15 protein-coding genes are annotated in these 17,832 nt (G+C 64.4%); all 15 read right to left on the reverse strand.

The window, feature by feature from the left end:
- Window positions 1-175: 175 nt before the first annotated feature.
- The 15 genes from HW090_RS14015 to HW090_RS14085 all read right to left on the reverse strand — a co-directional run bounded on the left by HW090_RS14015 (window position 176) and on the right by HW090_RS14085 (window position 17,821).
- Window positions 176-1,444, reverse strand: a complete 1,269-nt coding sequence (locus tag HW090_RS14015; RefSeq protein WP_179114094.1) for a lytic murein transglycosylase — start codon at window positions 1,442-1,444, stop codon at window positions 176-178.
- A gap of 58 nt (window positions 1,445-1,502) precedes the next feature.
- Window positions 1,503-1,658 (reverse strand): alternative ribosome rescue factor ArfA, encoded by a 156-nt coding sequence (arfA, locus tag HW090_RS14020; RefSeq protein ID WP_179114095.1) that lies wholly within the window; start codon window positions 1,656-1,658, stop codon window positions 1,503-1,505.
- 87 nt (window positions 1,659-1,745) lie between these two features.
- The gene (holA, locus tag HW090_RS14025; protein ID WP_179114096.1) at window positions 1,746-2,783 is read right to left on the reverse strand and encodes a DNA polymerase III subunit delta; all 1,038 of its coding nucleotides are present in this window, start codon (window positions 2,781-2,783) and stop codon (window positions 1,746-1,748) included.
- A gap of 39 nt (window positions 2,784-2,822) precedes the next feature.
- Window positions 2,823-3,410: an LPS assembly lipoprotein LptE gene (lptE, locus tag HW090_RS14030; protein WP_179114097.1), complete on the reverse strand. Its 588-nt coding sequence runs from the start codon at window positions 3,408-3,410 to the stop codon at window positions 2,823-2,825.
- Between the two features lie 42 nt (window positions 3,411-3,452).
- Complete coding sequence (gene leuS / locus HW090_RS14035; protein WP_179114098.1) at window positions 3,453-6,065, reverse strand: leucine--tRNA ligase; 2,613 nt, start codon at window positions 6,063-6,065, stop codon at window positions 3,453-3,455.
- 314 nt (window positions 6,066-6,379) lie between these two features.
- Complete coding sequence (gene lnt / locus HW090_RS14040; RefSeq protein ID WP_179114099.1) at window positions 6,380-7,903, reverse strand: apolipoprotein N-acyltransferase; 1,524 nt, start codon at window positions 7,901-7,903, stop codon at window positions 6,380-6,382.
- Between the two features lie 295 nt (window positions 7,904-8,198).
- Window positions 8,199-9,032, reverse strand: coding sequence for an HlyC/CorC family transporter (locus HW090_RS14045; protein ID WP_179114100.1), 834 nt, complete (start codon window positions 9,030-9,032; stop codon window positions 8,199-8,201).
- Between the two features lie 40 nt (window positions 9,033-9,072).
- Entirely contained in the window at window positions 9,073-9,528 is a 456-nt protein-coding gene (gene ybeY, locus HW090_RS14050; protein WP_179114101.1) for an rRNA maturation RNase YbeY, read from the reverse strand.
- Complete coding sequence (locus HW090_RS14055; protein ID WP_179114102.1) at window positions 9,518-10,513, reverse strand: PhoH family protein; 996 nt, start codon at window positions 10,511-10,513, stop codon at window positions 9,518-9,520. Before HW090_RS14055 ends, ybeY begins: the two co-directional genes overlap by 11 nt.
- A gap of 129 nt (window positions 10,514-10,642) precedes the next feature.
- Window positions 10,643-11,971: a tRNA (N6-isopentenyl adenosine(37)-C2)-methylthiotransferase MiaB gene (gene miaB / locus HW090_RS14060; RefSeq protein WP_179114103.1), complete on the reverse strand. Its 1,329-nt coding sequence runs from the start codon at window positions 11,969-11,971 to the stop codon at window positions 10,643-10,645.
- An 836-nt stretch (window positions 11,972-12,807) separates the two neighbouring features.
- On the reverse strand, window positions 12,808-13,380 hold the full coding sequence (locus HW090_RS14065) for a tetratricopeptide repeat protein (protein ID WP_179114104.1): 573 nt from the start codon (window positions 13,378-13,380) through the stop codon (window positions 12,808-12,810).
- A 138-nt stretch (window positions 13,381-13,518) separates the two neighbouring features.
- Window positions 13,519-14,802, reverse strand: a complete 1,284-nt coding sequence (gene hemL, locus HW090_RS14070) for a glutamate-1-semialdehyde 2,1-aminomutase (RefSeq protein ID WP_179114105.1) — start codon at window positions 14,800-14,802, stop codon at window positions 13,519-13,521.
- Between the two features lie 56 nt (window positions 14,803-14,858).
- Window positions 14,859-15,488, reverse strand: a complete 630-nt coding sequence (thiE, locus tag HW090_RS14075; protein ID WP_179114106.1) for a thiamine phosphate synthase — start codon at window positions 15,486-15,488, stop codon at window positions 14,859-14,861.
- A gap of 27 nt (window positions 15,489-15,515) precedes the next feature.
- Window positions 15,516-16,307, reverse strand: a complete 792-nt coding sequence (locus tag HW090_RS14080) for a bifunctional hydroxymethylpyrimidine kinase/phosphomethylpyrimidine kinase (protein WP_179114107.1) — start codon at window positions 16,305-16,307, stop codon at window positions 15,516-15,518.
- Window positions 16,308-16,381: 74 nt separating this feature from the next.
- Window positions 16,382-17,821, reverse strand: coding sequence for a TolC family outer membrane protein (locus tag HW090_RS14085; RefSeq protein WP_179114108.1), 1,440 nt, complete (start codon window positions 17,819-17,821; stop codon window positions 16,382-16,384).
- Window positions 17,822-17,832: the final 11 nt, after the last annotated feature.

The following is a 17,832-nucleotide window of genomic DNA, read 5'->3' on the forward strand; positions in this document are numbered from 1 at the left end:
TGTCCTCGGTGGACGTTTCGTTGATGGTGCGCATTTTAGACTAAAGTCTAATGAGCTTGCACCTGCGGAACGGCCTCTCCGGGCAACTTTCTTATACTTATTTCTTATGAGTCAATGTGTCGCAGCTATGAGCGGCAACTATAAAAATCCCCGGCAATGCCGGGGATTTTTGCTCTCAACGGCTCTGGCGCAGGCGTTCCAGCAGGGCAAGGCTGGCGTAGCCATCCGCTGGCCAGCCGAGTTGCTGCTGGTACTGGCGAATGGCACGGCGCGTATTCGCACCGATGATGCCGTCGGGAGTGCCAGGAGCGAAGCCGAGGTTTTGCAGACGCTCCTGCAATTCCAGGCGCTGGGAGCGGCTCAGGGGCTTTTCATCCTCGGGCCAGTCGGCCTGGATCAGGCCGCGGCCATCGAAGCGTTCGGACAGCAGGCCAATGGCCAGGGCGTAGGCGCTTGAGTTGTTGTAGCGCAGGATGCTGCGGAAGTTATCCAGTACCAGGAACGCCGGCCCGCGATGCCCGGCGGGCAGCAGCAGGCTGGCCTGGGTCTGCTCATCCAGCCCTGTCAGGCCACTGACCCCCAGTTGCCGCCATTGCGCCAGCGCTTTGCGTGTGTCCATGTCGGCCAGGGCGTAGTCGAAGTTGGCGGGCAGGCGGACTTCCTTGCCCCAGGGCTGCCCAAGCTTCCAGCCCGAGGCTTGCAGGTAATGAGCTGCGGAGGCGAGTGCGTCGGCCTCGCTGTCCCAGATGTCCCGGCGGCCATCACCGTCGAAGTCCACCGCATGGGTGTTGTAGGTCGTCGGAATGAACTGGGTCTGCCCCATGGCACCCGCCCAGGAACCGCGCATGCGCTCCGGCTGGACATCGCCATGCTGGAGGATTTCCAGCGCCGCCAGCAGTTGGGCTCGGGCGAAGGCCGGGCGCCGTCCTTCGTGGGCCAGGGTGGCCAGGGAGCGAATCACGGACTTGTTGCCCATGATCTGGCCGAAGCTGCTTTCCAGGCCCCAGATGGCCACCAGGACATTCCGGTCCACGGCATAGCGTGCCTCGATGGCGTCGAGGGTGGCCGAATGTTTTCGCAGCAGGGCACGGCCCTTGGAGACCCGTTGCGGCGAGATGGCGCCTTCCAGGTACTGCCAGACCGGACGAGTGAATTCGGGCTGGCTACGGTCCGCATCGATCACGCTGGCGTCAGGCTCGATAGCGCTGAAGGCGCGGTCGAAGACGAGTGGCGAAATACCCTTGGCCAGGGCTTCTTCACGAAAGGTTGCGCGCCAGTCCGCGAAGCTTTGCAACACGGGCGACTCCGGGCTGGACAGCGGCGCCGTGGGGCTGGGCTGGTCAGTGGGTGTTCGGGTTTCGGCGGCGCAGGCGACCACCAGGCTCAGCCCCGAAACGGCGATGAGGGTGCGAAGAAGGGCGGCGGGAATCACAGGAAAAGGCATGCTCGCTCTCGTTGGTTCGACGAGATGCGACCTTAGCACGCTTTGGATCGATTGGCTTTCAGGCCGCCAGAAAGAGCGAAGCCTCCCAGTTTTGCTGGGAGGCTTCGCGGCGGTAGCTGCCTTTGCCTTTGGCGGGTTGTTCCTGGCGACAGCGGAACAGAGGCTGGGCGACGGTGGATTTGGCCCGGTTGGGGCGTTTGCTTTTCTTGGCCATGGGGCTCCTCCTGCGGTGGTGCCGCGAACGATACGATAAAAGGTGCCAGGGAAATAGTGTGGTGACGGTTTCGTTGCAAGCGCTGCTTCAGTGTTCTTTCTTGAACAGCCGCTGTCCCGCCAGTTGCAGGCTTAGATTGGCCAGGCCGATCCAGGCATCGCCAGGGGCTTGCCCCTTGATCTGCTCGTCGATCTGCTGGGCTTCCTGCAGCATCTGGTTCCAGCGTGCGCTGCTGTGGCGTTGCAGCGCCTTGGACAACAGCGGACGCCGTTTGTCCCATACCGGTGGGCGTGCTTGGCTGAAGGCGCGCTCCAGGGGCGTGCCCTGGGCGTATTGGTGCGCCAGGTTGGCCAGCAAGCGGATTTCCCTGGACAGTGCCCAGAGAATCACTGGCGCTTCCACGCCTTCGCCGCGCAATCCCTGCAACATATGCAGGCTGTGCTGGGCCTGGCCATGCAGGGCTGCGTCGATCAGCCCGAAGACATCGTAGCGTGCGCTGTCGGCAACCGCCGCCTGGACGGTATCCGCGGTGATCTGCCCCTGTTCGGCCAGCAGCTTGAGTTTCTCTATCTCTTGCGAGGCCGCCAGCAGGTTGCCTTCGACCCGCGCGGCGATCAGTTCCACTGCCTCCTGGCTGGCACTCAGGCCCGATTGGGAAAGGCGCTGGCGTATCCACTGGGGAAGTTGCTGGGCATCCACGGGCCAGATCTGGATGAACTGTGCTTCCTTGCCGTCGATCAGCGCCTTGGCCCACTTGGTCTTCTGCGCACTGCCGTCGAGCTTGGGCAGGCTGATCAGCAGGATCGTATCCTCGGCAGGGCGAGCGATGTATTCGAGCAGGGCGCTGGCACCCTTGTCGCCGGGTTTGCCATTGGGAATGCGCAGTTCCAGCAGGCGCTTCTGGGAGAACAATGAGAGGCTGGCGCCAGCCTCGATCAGTTGCCCCCAGTCGAACCCGGCTTCGGCATTGAAGACCTGGCGTTCATCGTAGCCTTGCTGGCGTGCCGCATGGCGGATGCTGTCGCAGGCTTCCTGGCAGAGCAGGTGTTCGTCGCCGCACACGACATAGACGGGGGCGAGGGCACCTTGCAGGTGTTTGCCGAGTTGGGCTGGAGGCAGTTTCATCGGAGGGGATTCCGGGGGCCGTCGCCGGCCCCGCAGGGATCATTCCACAGGCGAGTGCTGGGGGGCGCTTGGCTGTTCGGCCGCTTCCAGTGCCTGCTGCTCCGCACGCAGCTTGTCTTCCGCGTCCCGCTGCAGGCGGTCGAGCTGGGCCGGGGTGATGCGTTGCAGGCGCATGACCAGTTGTTGCAGCAGGTCGCGACGAATTTCTTCACGCAGCTGGTTGGCTTCCTGCGAGGTACCGATCAGGTTGTTTTCGTCATGGACGTAGACCTTGCGCACGTCGACGCTGTCGTTCAGCAGCAGCAGGCCTTGAGGGCCACGGAACTCGTAGTCGAGCTGGCTGGACAACTCGTACTCGGCCGTGCGTGCCGAACCGCTGTAGCTGGCGGTGCGGCGGTGCTCCTGCTCGTTCAGCAGGTTCAGCGTGTAGCGAGCGCCCGGGTGTACCTGGACGCCATTGCTGCTGAGCAGCTGTTCGAGCTGCTTGACGGTGTCGCCATAGCTGTTGCGGGCTTGCAGGTCGATCTCGGTCAGGGCGAAGTCGGCGCTGCCGGTGCCACGCAGTTGGAAACCACAGCCAGCCAGCAGCAATGCGAGGCCAAGCATCATCAGGTTGCGTTTGAGCATTGTGTTATCCCCATCGATGCCGGCGCGGGGCGCCGGCAGGACTCAGTTTGCGACGATATTGACCAGTTTGCCCGGCACCACGATGACCTTGCGGATCGCCAGGCCTTCGGTGAAGCGCAGGACGTTTTCGTTGCTGCGCGCAGCGCTTTCGACTTCTTCGCGGCTGGCCTGTGCCGGCACTTCGATCTGGCCGCGCAGTTTGCCATTGACCTGTACCACCAGGGTCAGGCTGTCCTGAACCAGGGCGGACTCGTCCACCTGTGGCCAGGGTGCGCTGATCACGGCATTGCTGTGACCCAGGCGTTCCCACAGTTCATGGCTGATGTGCGGTGTGATCGGGGCCAGCAGCAGGGCAACGGTCTCCAGGCCATTGTGCAGCAGGGCACGATCCTGCTCGCTGGCGGTGGGAGCCTTTTCCAGCACGTTCATCAGGGTCATGACCTGGGCGATGGCCGTGTTGAACTTGTGGTGCTGGCCGATATCCTGGCTGGCCTGGCGGATGGCCAGGTGAATGGCGCGGCGAATGGCCTTCTGCCCGTCGTCCAGGCTGGCGATGTCCAGCGTGCCCGGCAGGCCGGCACTGACGTGGGCATGGGCCAGGCGCCAGACGCGGCGCAGGAAGCGGTTGGCACCTTCGACGCCTGCGTCGGACCATTCCAGGCTCATGTCGGGCGGCGAGGCGAACATCATGAACAGGCGGCAGGTGTCGGCGCCGTAGGTGTCGATCATGGTCTGCGGGTCGACGCCGTTGTTCTTCGACTTGGACATCTTCTCGGTGCCGCCGATTTCCACCGGCTGGCCGTCACTCTTGAGCTTGGCGGCGATGATCTTGCCCTTGGCGTCGCGTTCGATCTCGACGTCGGCGGGGTTGAACCACTCCTTGCCGCCGTTTTCGCGCAGGCGATAGTAGGTCTCGGCAATCACCATGCCTTGTGTCAGCAGGTTGGCGAACGGTTCGTCGGAGTCGATCAGGCCCTGGTCGCGCATCAGCTTGTGGAAGAAACGCGCATACAGCAGGTGCAGGATGGCGTGCTCGATGCCGCCGATGTACTGGTCGACCGGCAGCCAGTAGTTGGCTTCTTCCTTGTCCAGCATGCCGCCTTCGAAGTTCGGCGAGGCATAGCGGGCGAAGTACCAGGAGCTCTCGACGAAGGTGTCCATGGTGTCGGTTTCGCGCCGTGCCGGCTTGCCGGTGCGCGGGTCGGTGGTTTCGTAGAAGGAGGGCAGGCGCGCCAGCGGCGAGCCGGCGCCGTCCGGCACCACGTCTTCGGGCAGCACCACGGGCAGCAGTTCGGCCGGGACCGGGATGTCGTCGCCGTCTTCACCGTGGATGATCGGGATCGGGCAGCCCCAGTAGCGCTGGCGGCTGATACCCCAGTCGCGCAGGCGGAACTGGGTCTTGCGGGTACCGTGGGCACTGGCCTCGAGGGCGGCGACGATGGCGTCGAAGGCCTCGTTGAAGGACTTGCCGTCGAAGGTGCCGGAGTTGATGGTGGTCAGGCCATCCTTGTCGCCATACCAGGCTTGCCACTCGCTGGCTGAGAAGTCCTTGCCCTCGCCGGCATAGACCTGGCGGATCGGCAGGTCGTATTTGTTGGCGAATTCGAAGTCGCGCTCGTCATGCGCCGGCACGGCCATCACCGCGCCTTCGCCGTAGCCCCACAGCACGTAGTTGGCGACGAACACCGGCAGTTTGTCGCCGGTCAGCGGATGGATGACGAACTGGCCGGTGGCCAGGCCTTTCTTCTCCATGGTGGCCATGTCGGCCTCGGCCACGGAGCCCGCCTTGCATTCGGCGATGAAGGCTTGCAGGTCGGCGTTGTGCTCTGCCGCACGCTGGGCCAGCGGGTGTTCGGCGGCGACCGCGACGTAGGTCGCGCCCATCAGGGTGTCGGGGCGCGTGGAGTAGACCTTCAACTGGCCTTCGCTGCCGATACTGTCGGCGTCATAGTCGAAGACGATGTCGGCGCCGAAGCTCTTGCCGATCCAGTTGCGCTGCATGGTCTTGACCTGCTCGGGCCAGCCCGGCAGGTCGTCCAGGCTGTTCAGCAGTTCTTCGGCATAGGCGGTGATGCGGAAGTAGTACATCGGGATTTCGCGCTTCTCGATCAGCGCACCCGAACGCCAGCCGCACCCGTCGATGACCTGCTCGTTGGCCAGGACGGTCTGGTCGACCGGGTCCCAGTTCACGGTGCCGTTCTTGCGGTAGATGATGCCCTTGCGGAACAGCTCGGTGAACAGCCACTGCTCCCAGCGGTAGTAGTCCGGCTTGCAGGTAGTGACTTCACGCGACCAGTCGATGGCCAGGCCCAGGCTCTTGAGCTGGGTCTTCATGTAGTCGATGTTGGAGTAGGTCCACTCGGCAGGGGGAACATTGTTGTTCATCGCCGCGTTTTCCGCCGGCATGCCGAAGGCGTCCCAACCCATGGGTTGCAGCACGTTCTTGCCCTGCATGCGCTGGTAGCGTGCGATCACGTCGCCGATGGTGTAGTTGCGCACGTGCCCCATGTGTAGCTTGCCGCTGGGGTAGGGGAACATCGACAGGCAGTAGAACTTCTCCTGCCCCGGCTTCATGACGGCCTGGAATGATTGGTTGGCGTTCCAGAAGGACTGCGCGGCGGCTTCGATTTCGCGGGGCTGATACTGTTCGTGCATGGCTACTGTTTTAGGCAGGAAGACTGGCTTCTCCGACTGTATGGCCGGCAACCCGTGGAGGCTGGCAGGCAGCGGAGCTTCGTAAACGCGGTAGCATACATGACGCCCGACAGGCTGGGGAACGTGATTTGCTCCGGCCTCCCCGTCCTGCACACCGCAAGTCCGGGCGATGCCTTGCCTGCGCAGCGGAGAGGGCAGGAGGCCATCAACCCTGGCTGACGCCTACCCGCACCATGACAGCACATGGCTATCCCGCTGTCCGATGGCGGTGCGACAGCCGGCATGACGCACCTTGTCGGGACTAGTTGGCCGCCTCAGGGTTGCCCTTTCTTGCGCCTGGCGAAGGTTGCCCAGGCGAGGATCAGCAGGCATGCAAGCCCCAGTGGCCAGGAGCGCCATTGCAGGAAGGGCGTCAGCCCTTGCATGGGCGTGACTTCACCCCTGAGCACGGCCTGTTCGAACTGTGGCGCCTGGGCCTGGATACGGCCGTAGGGGTCGATCAGGACCGTGATGCCGTTGTTGGTGGCGCGGATCATCCAGCGTCCGGCCTCCAATGCACGCATCTGCGCCATTTGCAGGTGTTGCAGCGGGCCGATCGAGCGCCCGAACCAGGCATCGTTGCTGACCGTCAGCAGGATATCGCTCTGCGCTGCCAGGGCTGCCGCGAAGTCCGGGTAGACCACTTCGTAGCAGATATAAGGCGCGATCCTGTAGCCCTTGGCCTGCAAGGGGGGTTGGTCGGGCTCGCCACGGGCGAAGTCCGACATCGGCAGGTCGAAGAAGGCGATCAGCCCACGCAGCATGTCCTGCAGCGGTACGTATTCGCCGAAGGGCACCAGTCGCTGCTTGAAGTAGGTATCGCCGCCCTGGCCGAGTACGGTCAGGCCGTTGTAGTAGCGGTTTTCCCCGGCGGCATTGGGACGGCGTACGGGAATGCCTGCGATCAACGCTGAGTCACGCTGGTTGGACGTGTCGTCGAGCATGGCCAGGTAGCCGGTGACCTGCTCCTGGAAGACCGGGATTGCCGTTTCTGGCCAGACCACCAGGTCGCTGCGCGGGCTCTCCAGGGTCAGGTCACGGTACAGGATCAGTTGCCGCTCCAGCTTCTGCGGGTCCCATTTCATGCTCTGTTCGATATTGCCCTGCACCGCCGTGACGCTCAGCGCCTGGCCTTTCGCCTGGGTCCAGTCATGTTGGCCAAGCGTCATGCCCAGCAGCCAGAGCGAGCCGACCAGTACCACGGCCAGCAGCGCTTGCTGTTTGTGTTTGAAGAGCGCCGGCAGATTGCTCAGCAGGGCGGCGCTCAGGACGATGGTGAAGCTCAACAGCCAGACACCGCCCAGCGGCGCGAGGCCGGCGAGGGGACCGTCCAGTTGGCTGTAGCCCGCGTATAGCCAGGGAAATCCGGTCAGTATCCAGCCGCGCAAGGCGTCCAGGGCCAGCCAGAGGGCGGCGAAGGCCAGGGCGTCGGCCAGGGGCGCGTTAGTACGGCGTAGCCAGCCGCTCCAGAGCCAGCCGAGCAGGGCGAAGAACAGTGCCAGCCCGGCGACGAAACCCAGTGTCAGCAAGCCCGCGAGGGCGGGGGAGGCAGCACCGAAGTCGTGGATGCTGACGTAGACCCAACTGACTCCCGACGCGAACAGGCCGAAGCCATAGCACCAGCCCCGTCCCGCGGCCTGTTTCCGTGACAGGTTGCGCAGGCCCAGGTAGAGCAGGGCTGCGGAGAGCAGGGGCAGTGGCCAGAGATCGAAGGGGGCCAGGCCGAGGGTGGTGAGCGTGCCGGCCAGCAATGCCAGCAGGTTGCCTGGCCAGCCGGGATTGAACAGCCGTGTCAGCATGGAAATCTCTCGGATCAAGGGTGGGGGCGATCAGGTGCAGGCACCCGGTGCGGGAAGGGTGAATAGTCCTTCCCGCGGAGGTTGGAGTCCAGTGTCGGTGTCGTCCGGTGGGCTGGGGCAAGCGCAAGAACCCTCTCCCCAGCCCTCTCCCGCACGCGGGAGAGGGGGCAAAAGTGGGCTCTGCCCATGCCTATCCGTATGGCTTGTCCATATGAATAGGCATCACCATCTTCATGCGGCTGCCCTGTCCGGCCGCCCAAGGGCAGTACCCACGCGGATTACGCTCGCGTGCCGTTCACTGCTTCGTCAGGCGCAGCATATGCACGCGGCGGCTGTCTGCGCTGAGTACGCGGAAACGGAAGCCGTCGATCTCGGTGGTTTCGTTGCGTTTGGGCAGGTGGCCGAATGCGCTCATTACCAGGCCGGCCACGGTTTCGTACTCGTTGTCGGGGAATTCGCTGTCGAAGAACGCGTTGAAGCGCTCGATGGGCGTCAGTGCCTTGACCAGGAAGTCGCCGCTGGGCAGCGGACGGATGTAGCTGTCTTCTTCGACGTCGTGCTCGTCCTCGATGTCGCCGACGATCTGCTCCAGTACGTCCTCGATGGTCACCAGGCCGGCCACGCCGCCGTATTCGTCGATGACGATGGCCATGTGGTTGTGGTTGGCGCGGAACTCGCGCAACAGCACGTTGAGTCGCTTGGACTCGGGTACGAAGGTGGCCGGGCGCAGCAACTGGCGCAGGTCGAACGCATGGTGAGGGTCGCGCAGGATCAGCGGCAGCAGGTCCTTGGCCAGCAGGACGCCGACGATATCGTCCAGGCTCTCGCCGATCACCGGGTAGCGGGAGTGGGCCGCGGCGATGATTTCCGGCAGGAACTCCTCCGGTGCCTGGCCCGCGCGGATGGTGATGACCTGGGAGCGCGGCACCATGATGTCGCGCACTTGTAGGTCCGCGACCTGGATGGCGCCTTCGACGATGGCCAGGGCCTCGTTGTCGAGTAGGTTGTTCTGGTGTGCGCCGCGCAGGATTTCCAGCAGGTCCTGGCGGTTTTTCGGCTCATGGGAAAAGGCCTTGGTGATGTTTTCCAGCCAGGACTTTTTCCCGTTGCTCGATCGATCTTCGCTCATGTCTGTGACTCAAGAGTCCCTTGATGTAGGCCCTGTCGGGCTATTCGGCCGCATAAGGGTCGGGATGACCCAGTTCGGCCAGTAGTTGGCGTTCCAGTTGTTCCATTTCCTCGGCTTCGTCCTCTTCGATGTGGTCGTAGCCGAGCAGATGCAGGCAGCCGTGGATGACCAGGTGCGCCCAGTGCGCTGCAAGAACCTTGCCCTGTTCGGTGGCCTCGCGTTCGACCACCGGGACGCAGATCACCATGTCCCCCAGCAGCGGGATATCCAGATATTCGTCCGGTACCTCGGCAGGAAAGGAGAGGACATTGGTCGCATAGTCCTTGTGCCGCCAGGTGTGGTTCAGCTCGCGGCCTTCGGCTTCGTCGACCAGGCGAATGGTCAGCTCGGAGTCGGCGCTGCGCTGGCGCAGGGCCAGGGCGCACCAGGCCTGGAAGTCGCTGGTGGCAGGCACCTGGCCTGCCGAGGCGTTCTGCAGGTCCAGTTCAATCCGCACTGCGGTCTCCCGCCTTCGAGCCCTGGCGGCCCTCGAAACGCTCGTAGGCTTCGACGATGCGTTGCACCAAGGGATGGCGTACCACGTCCTTGGGCTGGAAGTGGGTGAAGCTGATGCCGTTGACCTTGTCCAGCACCTCGATGACGTGGGCCAGGCCGGACTTGGTGCCGCGTGGCAGGTCGACCTGGGTGATGTCGCCGGTGATCACTGCGGTGGAGCCGAAGCCGATCCGGGTGAGGAACATCTTCATCTGTTCCTGGGTGGTGTTCTGGCTCTCGTCGAGGATGATGAAGCTGTTGTTCAGCGTGCGCCCGCGCATGTAGGCCAGCGGTGCGATCTCGATCACCTGCTTTTCGATCAGCCGCGCCACTTGCTCGAAACCGAGCATTTCGTACAGGGCGTCGTACAGCGGGCGCAGGTAAGGGTCGATCTTCTGTGCCAGGTCGCCGGGCAGGAAGCCCAGTTTTTCGCCCGCTTCGACCGCCGGGCGCACCAGAAGGATGCGTCGCACCTGTTCGCGCTCCAGCGCATCCACCGCGCAGGCGACGGCCAGGTAGGTCTTGCCGGTGCCGGCGGGGCCGACGCCGAAGTTGATGTCGTTTTCCAGGATCGCCTTGACGTAGCGCTGCTGGTTGGCACCGCGTGGTGTGATGCTGCCCTTGCGTGTGCGCAGGCTGACGAGCTGGCTGGCGTGGCCCGTCCCGATTTCCTCCATGGCGGATTCCTGCAAATACAGGTGCACGGTATCGGGAGGCAGTTCGGCGCCCTTGGCCTCACGGTACAGGCGTCGCAGCAGCTTTTCCGCGGCATGGGTCACTTCGGGGGCGCCGACCAGTTCGAACTGGTTGCCGCGATTGCGGATTTCCAGGTCCAGACGCTGTTCGATCAGTCGCAGGTTTTCGTCGAACTGGCCGCAGAGATTGGCGAAGCGATCGGCTTCGAAGGGTTCCAGGGTAAAGCGATGGGGTTCTATGGGGGTGTTCAAGAGCTTTTGTTTGACCGTGATCGACAGAAAGATGGGGTGAGGATAGCGCCACAGCGTAAAAGCGCAAAGCTACAAGAACGAGACAGGCACCAGGTTGTGATGGGTGCCTGCCGTTCGGGGGCGTTGTCGTCAGTCCAGCAGCGTGCCGCGCAGCGAGTGCGGCAGGGCATCGTCGATGTGCACGTCGATGAACTGGCCGATCAGCAACGGATTGTTGCTGCGGAAGTTGACGATGCGGTTGTGTTCGGTGCGGCCCTGCAGCATGCCAGGGTCCTTCTTCGAGTAATCGCTGACGAGGATACGCTGGGTGGTACCGACCAGGCGGCGGCTGTTCTCGAAGCCCTGCTGGTTGATGCGCTGCTGGAGGATCGACAGACGCTGTTTCTTCACTTCGTCAGGGGTGTCGTCCGGCAGGTCCGAGGCCGGGGTGCCGGGGCGCGGGCTGTAGATGAAGGAGAAGGAGAAGTCGAAGCCGACGTCCTCGATCAGCTTCATGGTCTGCTCGAAGTCTTTCTCGGTCTCGCCGGGGAAGCCGACGATGAAGTCGGAGCTGATCATGATGTCCGGCACCGCTGCTTTCAGCTTGCGGATGCGCGACTTGTATTCCAGCGCCGTGTGGTTGCGCTTCATCGCCGCGAGGATGCGGTCGGAGCCGGACTGCACCGGCAGGTGCAGGTATTTCACCAGTTCCGGTACTTCGGCGTGGGCCTGGATCAGCGCGTCGGAGAACTCCAGGGGGTGCGAGGTGGTGTAGCGGATACGGTCGATGCCGTCGACTTCGGCGATCACGCGGATCAGTTCGGCGAGGTCGGCGATACGCCCGTCGTGGGTGGCGCCCCGGTAGCCGTTGACGTTCTGGCCGAGCAGGGTGACTTCGCGCACGCCGTTTTCCGCCAGGTGGATGACCTCGGCCAGCACGTCGTCGAACGGGCGGCTGACTTCCTCGCCACGGGTATAGGGCACTACGCAGAAGCTGCAGTACTTGCTGCAACCTTCCATGACCGAGACGAAGGCACTGGGGCCGTCGATGCGCGGCTCCGGCAGGTGGTCGAACTTCTCGATCTCGGGGAAGGAGATATCCACCTGCGGTGTTTGCGTGGCCCGGGCGGCGTCGATCATTTCCGGCAGGCGGTGCAGGGTCTGCGGACCGAAGACCACGTCGACATAGGGCGCACGGTCACGGATCGCCGCGCCTTCCTGGCTGGCCACGCAGCCGCCGACGCCGATCACCAGTTGCGGGTTCTCCAGCTTCAGCTCACGCCAGCGGCCCAGTTGCGAGAAGACTTTTTCCTGGGCCTTTTCGCGAATTGAACAGGTGTTGAGCAGGATCACGTCGGCTTGTGCCGGGTCGTTGGTGATCTCCAGGGGCTGCTGTTCACCCAGCAGGTCGATCATGCGCGAGCTGTCGTACTCGTTCATCTGGCAACCGTGGGTTTCGATGTAAAGCTTGCGGGTCATGTGACGGGGCCGGCGTTGTGCAAAAAATGACCGCGAATTATAAGCGCCAATGGTGGATGCGGCTACCGTTCGTATGTATGGCTCGGGGCGAGCGGGCTATGTGGAGATTGAGACTGGATTGGCAATTTTGGCTTTTGGCGTACACCCGCAGCTGGTGTAGTGGCCGAACTACCGGTTTCGGCCTTACGCCGAGTCACTTTCTCTTGTTCGCACAAGAGAAAGTGACCAAAGAGAATGCGCCCCCAGCATACGGCCCCTGCGCTGCGCTCCGGGGTTCCCTCGCTCCATCGCCGTTCCAGGTGCACGCCGCGAAGGGCCATCTATGGCCCATCGCGACTCTCGCGGCATCCCTGCCGCTCAACCCCTTACACGACGATTCCGCTCGGCCTCCTGATGGGGGTGGTGAAGCGGGCGGTGACTGGAAGACCGAATTAAACAAACTTGATTGAAGTTTATATTTAGATCTGATCGATAGAGTCTGTCACAGACGCAGCATCCACCCCCTTTCAGAAGGCTGAACGCAGGCATTGCGTAGGGGAGCGAGTGGCATGGATGCCACGAGAGGCGTAGAGGGCCATGGATGGCCCTTGTACGCCGGCCCCCGGAGCGATGCCGGAGTGAAGGAACCCCGGAGCGCAGCGCAGGGGCCGTATGACTGGGGGCGTGTTTCTTTGCTTCCTTTCTTTGCACGAGCAAAGAAAGGGAGGCGCCGTAAGGGCGCAACCGGTGGCTCAGCCACCACAAGGCTGACGGGTGTACGCAGAAAGCCCAGACAATATGCCAATACAGTCTTTATATCGCGCGATTGCCTGGATACATGACTGCAAACCCTGCTGTCAGGGCGTCTGAGTGCTGCCTGGACTCACCAAGGGCGTTACAGGCGCTGCCGGGTCCGGCACCTGCAAGTCCAGCAGGTAGTTGCGAAATACCTGGCCGAGCACCTGGGTGGCGATTTCCAGTTCGTCGCGGCGCATCTGGGTGGATACCCGATCGGCGGTATCCAGTGCGCTTTCGTCGCCATTGACCGCGGCCATCTTCAACACGATATAGGCCTGCACGTTGCTGGCCGGCACGCCTTCGCCGCGGAAGAACATGACACCGAGGCGATGTTGGGCGGCTGCGTGGCCATGGAGCGAGGCCAGTTCGAACCACTTCAGGGCCTTGGGCAGGTCCCGTGGAGCGCGCCGGCCATCGTGGTAGAACTCACCCAGTTCGAAGGCGGCCTGCAGGTCGCCGCCAAGGGCAGCCTGTTCGCAAAGGCGCAGGGCGTCGGACAAGGCGTCAGGCACGGCATCCAGCGCGCAACGGAAGTCGGCAGGTACCAGCAGGGAATTGCCGTCTGCGAGTGCGGGGAGGGGGGAAACGAGCAGCAGGCAACCCAGTAGCAGGGTGCGCGCGGTGCGGTTCATGAATCGGTGCGCCTCTGATGGCTGGGCGTATTGAAATGTGAGGGTCACATTATGGATAAGCCGCCGCCGCCTTACAAAGGCTTTGAGCCGGACGGGAGAAAAAGCGGGCGAATGGATATGTCATTGCCCGCCATAAAGTCATTTCAAGCGCGCAAAAGCCTTTTCGGCAGCTTCCAGGGTGATCTCCAGTTCCTTGTCGCCATGGGCGATGGAGGTGAAGCCGGCCTCGAACGCGCTCGGTGCCAGGTAGACGCCGCCTTCCAGCATCAGGTGGAAGAAGCGCTTGAAGCGCTCGGCATCGCTGGCCATCACGTCTTCGAAGGTCACGATGTCGTCGGCGTCGCTGAAGTAAAGGCCGAACATGCCGCCGACCTGGGTGGTCACGAACGGAATGCCGGCGGCGTCGGCGCGTGCCTGCAGGCCTTGCAGCAGCCGGCGGGTGTAGGTGGTCAGTTCGTCATGGAAGCCCGGACGACTGATCAGTTCCAGGGTGGTCAGGCCGGCGGCCATGGCCAGCGGGTTGCCCGAGAGGGTGCCGGCCTGGTAGACCGGGCCCAGCGGGGCGACGCATTCCATGATGGCGCGTTTGCCGCCGAAGCAGCCGACCGGCATGCCGCCGCCGATGATCTTGCCGAAGGTGGACAGGTCGGGGGTGATGCCGAAGTGCGCCTGGGCACCGCCCAGGGCGACGCGGAAGCCGGTCATCACTTCATCGAAGATCAGCACGATGCCGTATTCGTCGCACAGACTGCGCAGCCCTTCGAGGAAGCCGGGCGCTGGCGGTACGCAGTTCATGTTGCCGGCCACCGGCTCGACGATGATGCACGCCACCTGAGAGCCGACTTCTGCCAGGCGTTCGCGCACGGCCGGCAGGTCGTTGTAGGGCAGTGTCAGGGTGTGGCGGGCGAAGTCGGCGGGTACGCCCGCAGAACTGGGCACGCCCTGGGTCAGGGCGCCGGAGCCGGCCTTGACCAGCAGGCTGTCGGAGTGCCCGTGGTAGCAGCCTTCGAACTTGATGATGTCGTCGCGGCCGGTGTAGCCCCGCGCCAGGCGGATGGCGCTCATGGTCGCCTCGGTGCCGGAGCTGACCATGCGCACCATCTCCATGGACGGCACCAGGCGGCAGACGCGCTCGGCCATCTCGGTTTCCATGGCGGTGGGCGCGCCATAGGACAGGCCGTGTTCGAGCTGGCGCCGCACGGCATCGAGCACCTGTGGGTGGCTGTGGCCGAGGATCATCGGTCCCCAGGAGCCGACGTAGTCGACGTAGCGCTTGTCATCCTCGTCGGTGACGTAGGCGCCTTCGGCATGCTTGAAGAACAGGGGCGTGCCGCCGACGCTGCGAAAGGCGCGTACCGGCGAGTTGACGCCGCCGGGGATGTGGGTCTGGGCGCTGGCGAAAAGGTGTTCTGAACGGGACATGGATGACCTCATGCAAAGGTGGGATGGGCCGACGGCATGGCCATCGGCCGCTGAATTCAGTGTGTGGCGAACAGTTGGCTGAAAGCGCGGGCGCGGTGTTCCACTTCGTCGGCATCTTCGGCCGAGAACAGGGCATGGATCACCGCCACCAGGCTGGCGCCGCTGGCGATCAGGTCGGGGGCGCGCTCGAGGGTGATGCCGCCGATGGCCACCAGCGGCAGCCGCACTTGCGTGCGCGCCTGCTCCAGCAGCTCCCGCGTCGCGGCGGGCTCGCCGGGTTTGGTGTGGGAGTTGAAGAAGCGTCCGAAGGCGGCATAGCTGGCGCCCTCGGCACGGGCCTGTTCGGCCAGCGCCAGGCTGGCATAGCAGGAGGCGCCGATGATCGCCTGGGGGCCGAGCAGCGCCCGGGCCGCCGACAGCGAGCCATCGGCCAGGCCGAGGTGGACGCCGACGCCGAGGCGCGCGGCCAGTTCGAGGTCGTCGTTGATCAGCAGGCTGGCGCCGTACTGGGTGCAGAGTTCGAGCAGCGCCTGGGCTTCGCGCAGGCGCCGGGCGTCATCGTCCGATTTGTCACGGTATTGCAGCAGGCGGGCACCGCCGCGCAGTGCCGCTTCGACGTAGGGCAGCAACCGACCACCGGCCAGCAACTGGCTGTCGGTGATGGCGTAAAGGCCGCGCAGCTTCAAATCTGTTCTCCTTCGGGTGGTGGCGCTTCAACTGTCCAGGGGCAGGCGCCGGGGGATGTATTGCCCACGGCCCGGTGCTTCGGCATCGCGCAGGGTTCGCCAGGTGTAGTCGAGTGCGCGTTCTACTGCGCTTTCGAGCCCTTCGCCCAGCGCCAGCCGGCCCGCCAGGGCACTGGCCAGGGTGCAGCCGGAACCGTGGTAGCTGCCGGGCAGGCGCGGGCAGATGAAGGTGCGTGGGCTGCCGTTGCGCGAGTAGAGGCGATTATGCACTTGCGTTTCGTCGCCATGCCCGCCGGTGATCAACAGGTGTCGGATATGCGGCAACAACCGGGCTGCGCATTCATCCGCACTGCCTTCGGGCAGTTCGGCGAGGATGCGGGCTTCGGGCAGGTTCGGCGTGGCGATGGTGGCGATGGGGAACAGGCGCTCGCGCATGGCGAAGCCGACTTCGTCCTTGCCCAGCGCACCACCGCCGCCTGCCCGCAGGACCGGGTCGCAGACCAGCGGCGTGCCGGGCAGGCGGCCCATGATGTCGAGTACCGTGTCGACCATTTCCACCGAGCCGAGCATGCCCAGCTTGACGGCGGCGACGGGCAGGTCGTTGCTCACGGCGGCGGCCTGGGCGAGTACCCAGTCGCGGTCGAGAACACGGAAGTCCTGCACGTCGACGGTGTCCTGCACGGTCAGCGCGGTGATGCAGGGGGCGGCGTGGCAGTCCTGGGCGATGAGGGCTTCGATATCCGCCTGCAGGCCGGCGCCCCCGCTGGGGTCGTGGCCGGACAGGCAAAGTACAACGGGGCGATGGTTATGTCTGTTCATGGCGTGCGAGCTTAGGGCTGCACGGCCTTCGTCGCAAGCCGCGAAGCAGGATGCCTTGCCTGCTTCGCCGTCGCTCAATCCAGGCGAACCGGACGGCCAACGCTGTCGGACAGGTCCGGTGGCAGGAAGTCGCTGTCGGGGTTGTAGTCCGGCTTGAGGTAGCTGGCCAGTTCCTGCAGGTCGCCCGGGTTGAGCGTGCCGGCGGCCTGCTTCAGGCGCAGGTTGTCGAGGATGTAGTCATAGCGAGCGTTGTTGTAGTCACGAACGGCGGCGAACAGGCGACGTTGTGTATCGAGCACGTCGACGATATTGCGGGTGCCGACCTGGTAGCCGATCTCCGTGGCTTCCAGGGCGCTCTGGTTGGATACGATCGACTGCCGGCGTGCCTGGACCTGTTCGATATCGGTGTTCACCGCCCGGTGCAGGTTGCGCGTGCTCTCGACGATCTGCCGGCGCAGGCTCTCGCGCAGCTGTTCGCTCTGGTCGAGTTGGTAGCCGGCCTGGCGCGTCTGCGAGCTGGTCAGGCCGCCGCTGTAGAGCGGGATGTTCAACTGCAGGCCGATGCTGCCTTGCTCGGCGTCGCCCCGGTAGCGGGTGGCCACGGCGGCGCTGTTGCTGAAGCCGAGGGTGTCGTTGTCGCCCTTGCGGTAGGAGGCCACCGCGTCCAGGGTCGGTGCGTGGCCGGAGCGGCGCTGGCGCAGGGTCTGCTCGGCGGCGACCACCGCCTGGTCGCTGGCTTGCAGCGAAAGGTTCTGGCGGGCGGCGGTTTCCACCCAGGCCTGGGCATCGTTGGGCAGTGGCGGCAGGACCGGCAGGCTGTGCAGGATGCCTTCCAGGGCCAGGTACTGGCGGTTGGTCAGCGTGGCGAGTGCCTGGAAGGCGTCGTCGACCTGGCGCTGGGCGATCATCCGGTTGGCGCGGGCGGTGTCGTGGCCGGCCTGGGCTTCGAGGACGTCGGTGCGGTCGGAAAGACCGACCTCGAAGCGTTCGTTGGCCTGGTCGAGCTGACGCTTGAAGGCGGCTTCCTCGGCCTTTACCGCGGCCAGGTTGTCCTGGGCGCGCAGCACTGCGAAATAGGCCTGGGCGCTTTGCAGGATCAGGTTCTGCTCGGTCAGCGAGTATTCCAGGGCAGCCTGCTCGCTGCTGGCCTTGGCGGCTTTCAACTGATACCAGCGGTCGGCACGGAACAGCGGCTGGCTCAGGTTGGCCTGGTAGGCGTTGCCGCTGCGCGAGAAGGACTGCGAGCCCTGCTGGGTGTCTATGGTGGTGCGGCTGTCGCCGACTTCGGCCGAGGCGCTGAGGTTGGGCAACAGGCCGGCGCGTGCCTGTGGCACTGCTTCCTGGCTGGCCTGGAACTGCGACTTGGCCGCGGCCAGGTCGGCGTTGTTGTTCAAGGCTTCGCGGTAGACGCTGAGCAGGTCGCTCTTGCTCGCGGGGGGAAGGGCGTTTTCCGCCCAGCTGTTACCGCCGAGCAACAGGGCGGTGGCGATGGCCACGGGGAGTCTGCGCAGCATGTCGAGGATCC

The organism is Pseudomonas sp. ABC1 (genome assembly GCF_013395055.1).
Lineage (GTDB): Bacteria > Pseudomonadota > Gammaproteobacteria > Pseudomonadales > Pseudomonadaceae > Stutzerimonas.

What these genes read in the sequence shown, in the direction of transcription:
- HW090_RS14015 (WP_179114094.1), bottom strand. Translation starts at nt 1,444, where the DNA reads ATGCCTTTTCCTGTGATTCCCGCCGCCCTTCTTCGCACCCTCATCGCC.
- arfA (WP_179114095.1), bottom strand. Translation starts at nt 1,658, where the DNA reads ATGGCCAAGAAAAGCAAACGCCCCAACCGGGCCAAATCCACCGTCGCC.
- holA (WP_179114096.1), bottom strand. Translation starts at nt 2,783, where the DNA reads ATGAAACTGCCTCCAGCCCAACTCGGCAAACACCTGCAAGGTGCCCTC.
- lptE (WP_179114097.1), bottom strand. Translation starts at nt 3,410, where the DNA reads ATGCTCAAACGCAACCTGATGATGCTTGGCCTCGCATTGCTGCTGGCT.
- leuS (WP_179114098.1), bottom strand. Translation starts at nt 6,065, where the DNA reads ATGCACGAACAGTATCAGCCCCGCGAAATCGAAGCCGCCGCGCAGTCC.
- lnt (WP_179114099.1), bottom strand. Translation starts at nt 7,903, where the DNA reads ATGCTGACACGGCTGTTCAATCCCGGCTGGCCAGGCAACCTGCTGGCA.
- HW090_RS14045 (WP_179114100.1), bottom strand. Translation starts at nt 9,032, where the DNA reads ATGAGCGAAGATCGATCGAGCAACGGGAAAAAGTCCTGGCTGGAAAAC.
- miaB (WP_179114103.1), bottom strand. Translation starts at nt 11,971, where the DNA reads ATGACCCGCAAGCTTTACATCGAAACCCACGGTTGCCAGATGAACGAG.
- HW090_RS14065 (WP_179114104.1), bottom strand. Translation starts at nt 13,380, where the DNA reads ATGAACCGCACCGCGCGCACCCTGCTACTGGGTTGCCTGCTGCTCGTT.
- hemL (WP_179114105.1), bottom strand. Translation starts at nt 14,802, where the DNA reads ATGTCCCGTTCAGAACACCTTTTCGCCAGCGCCCAGACCCACATCCCC.
- HW090_RS14080 (WP_179114107.1), bottom strand. Translation starts at nt 16,307, where the DNA reads ATGAACAGACATAACCATCGCCCCGTTGTACTTTGCCTGTCCGGCCAC.
- HW090_RS14085 (WP_179114108.1), bottom strand. Translation starts at nt 17,821, where the DNA reads ATGCTGCGCAGACTCCCCGTGGCCATCGCCACCGCCCTGTTGCTCGGC.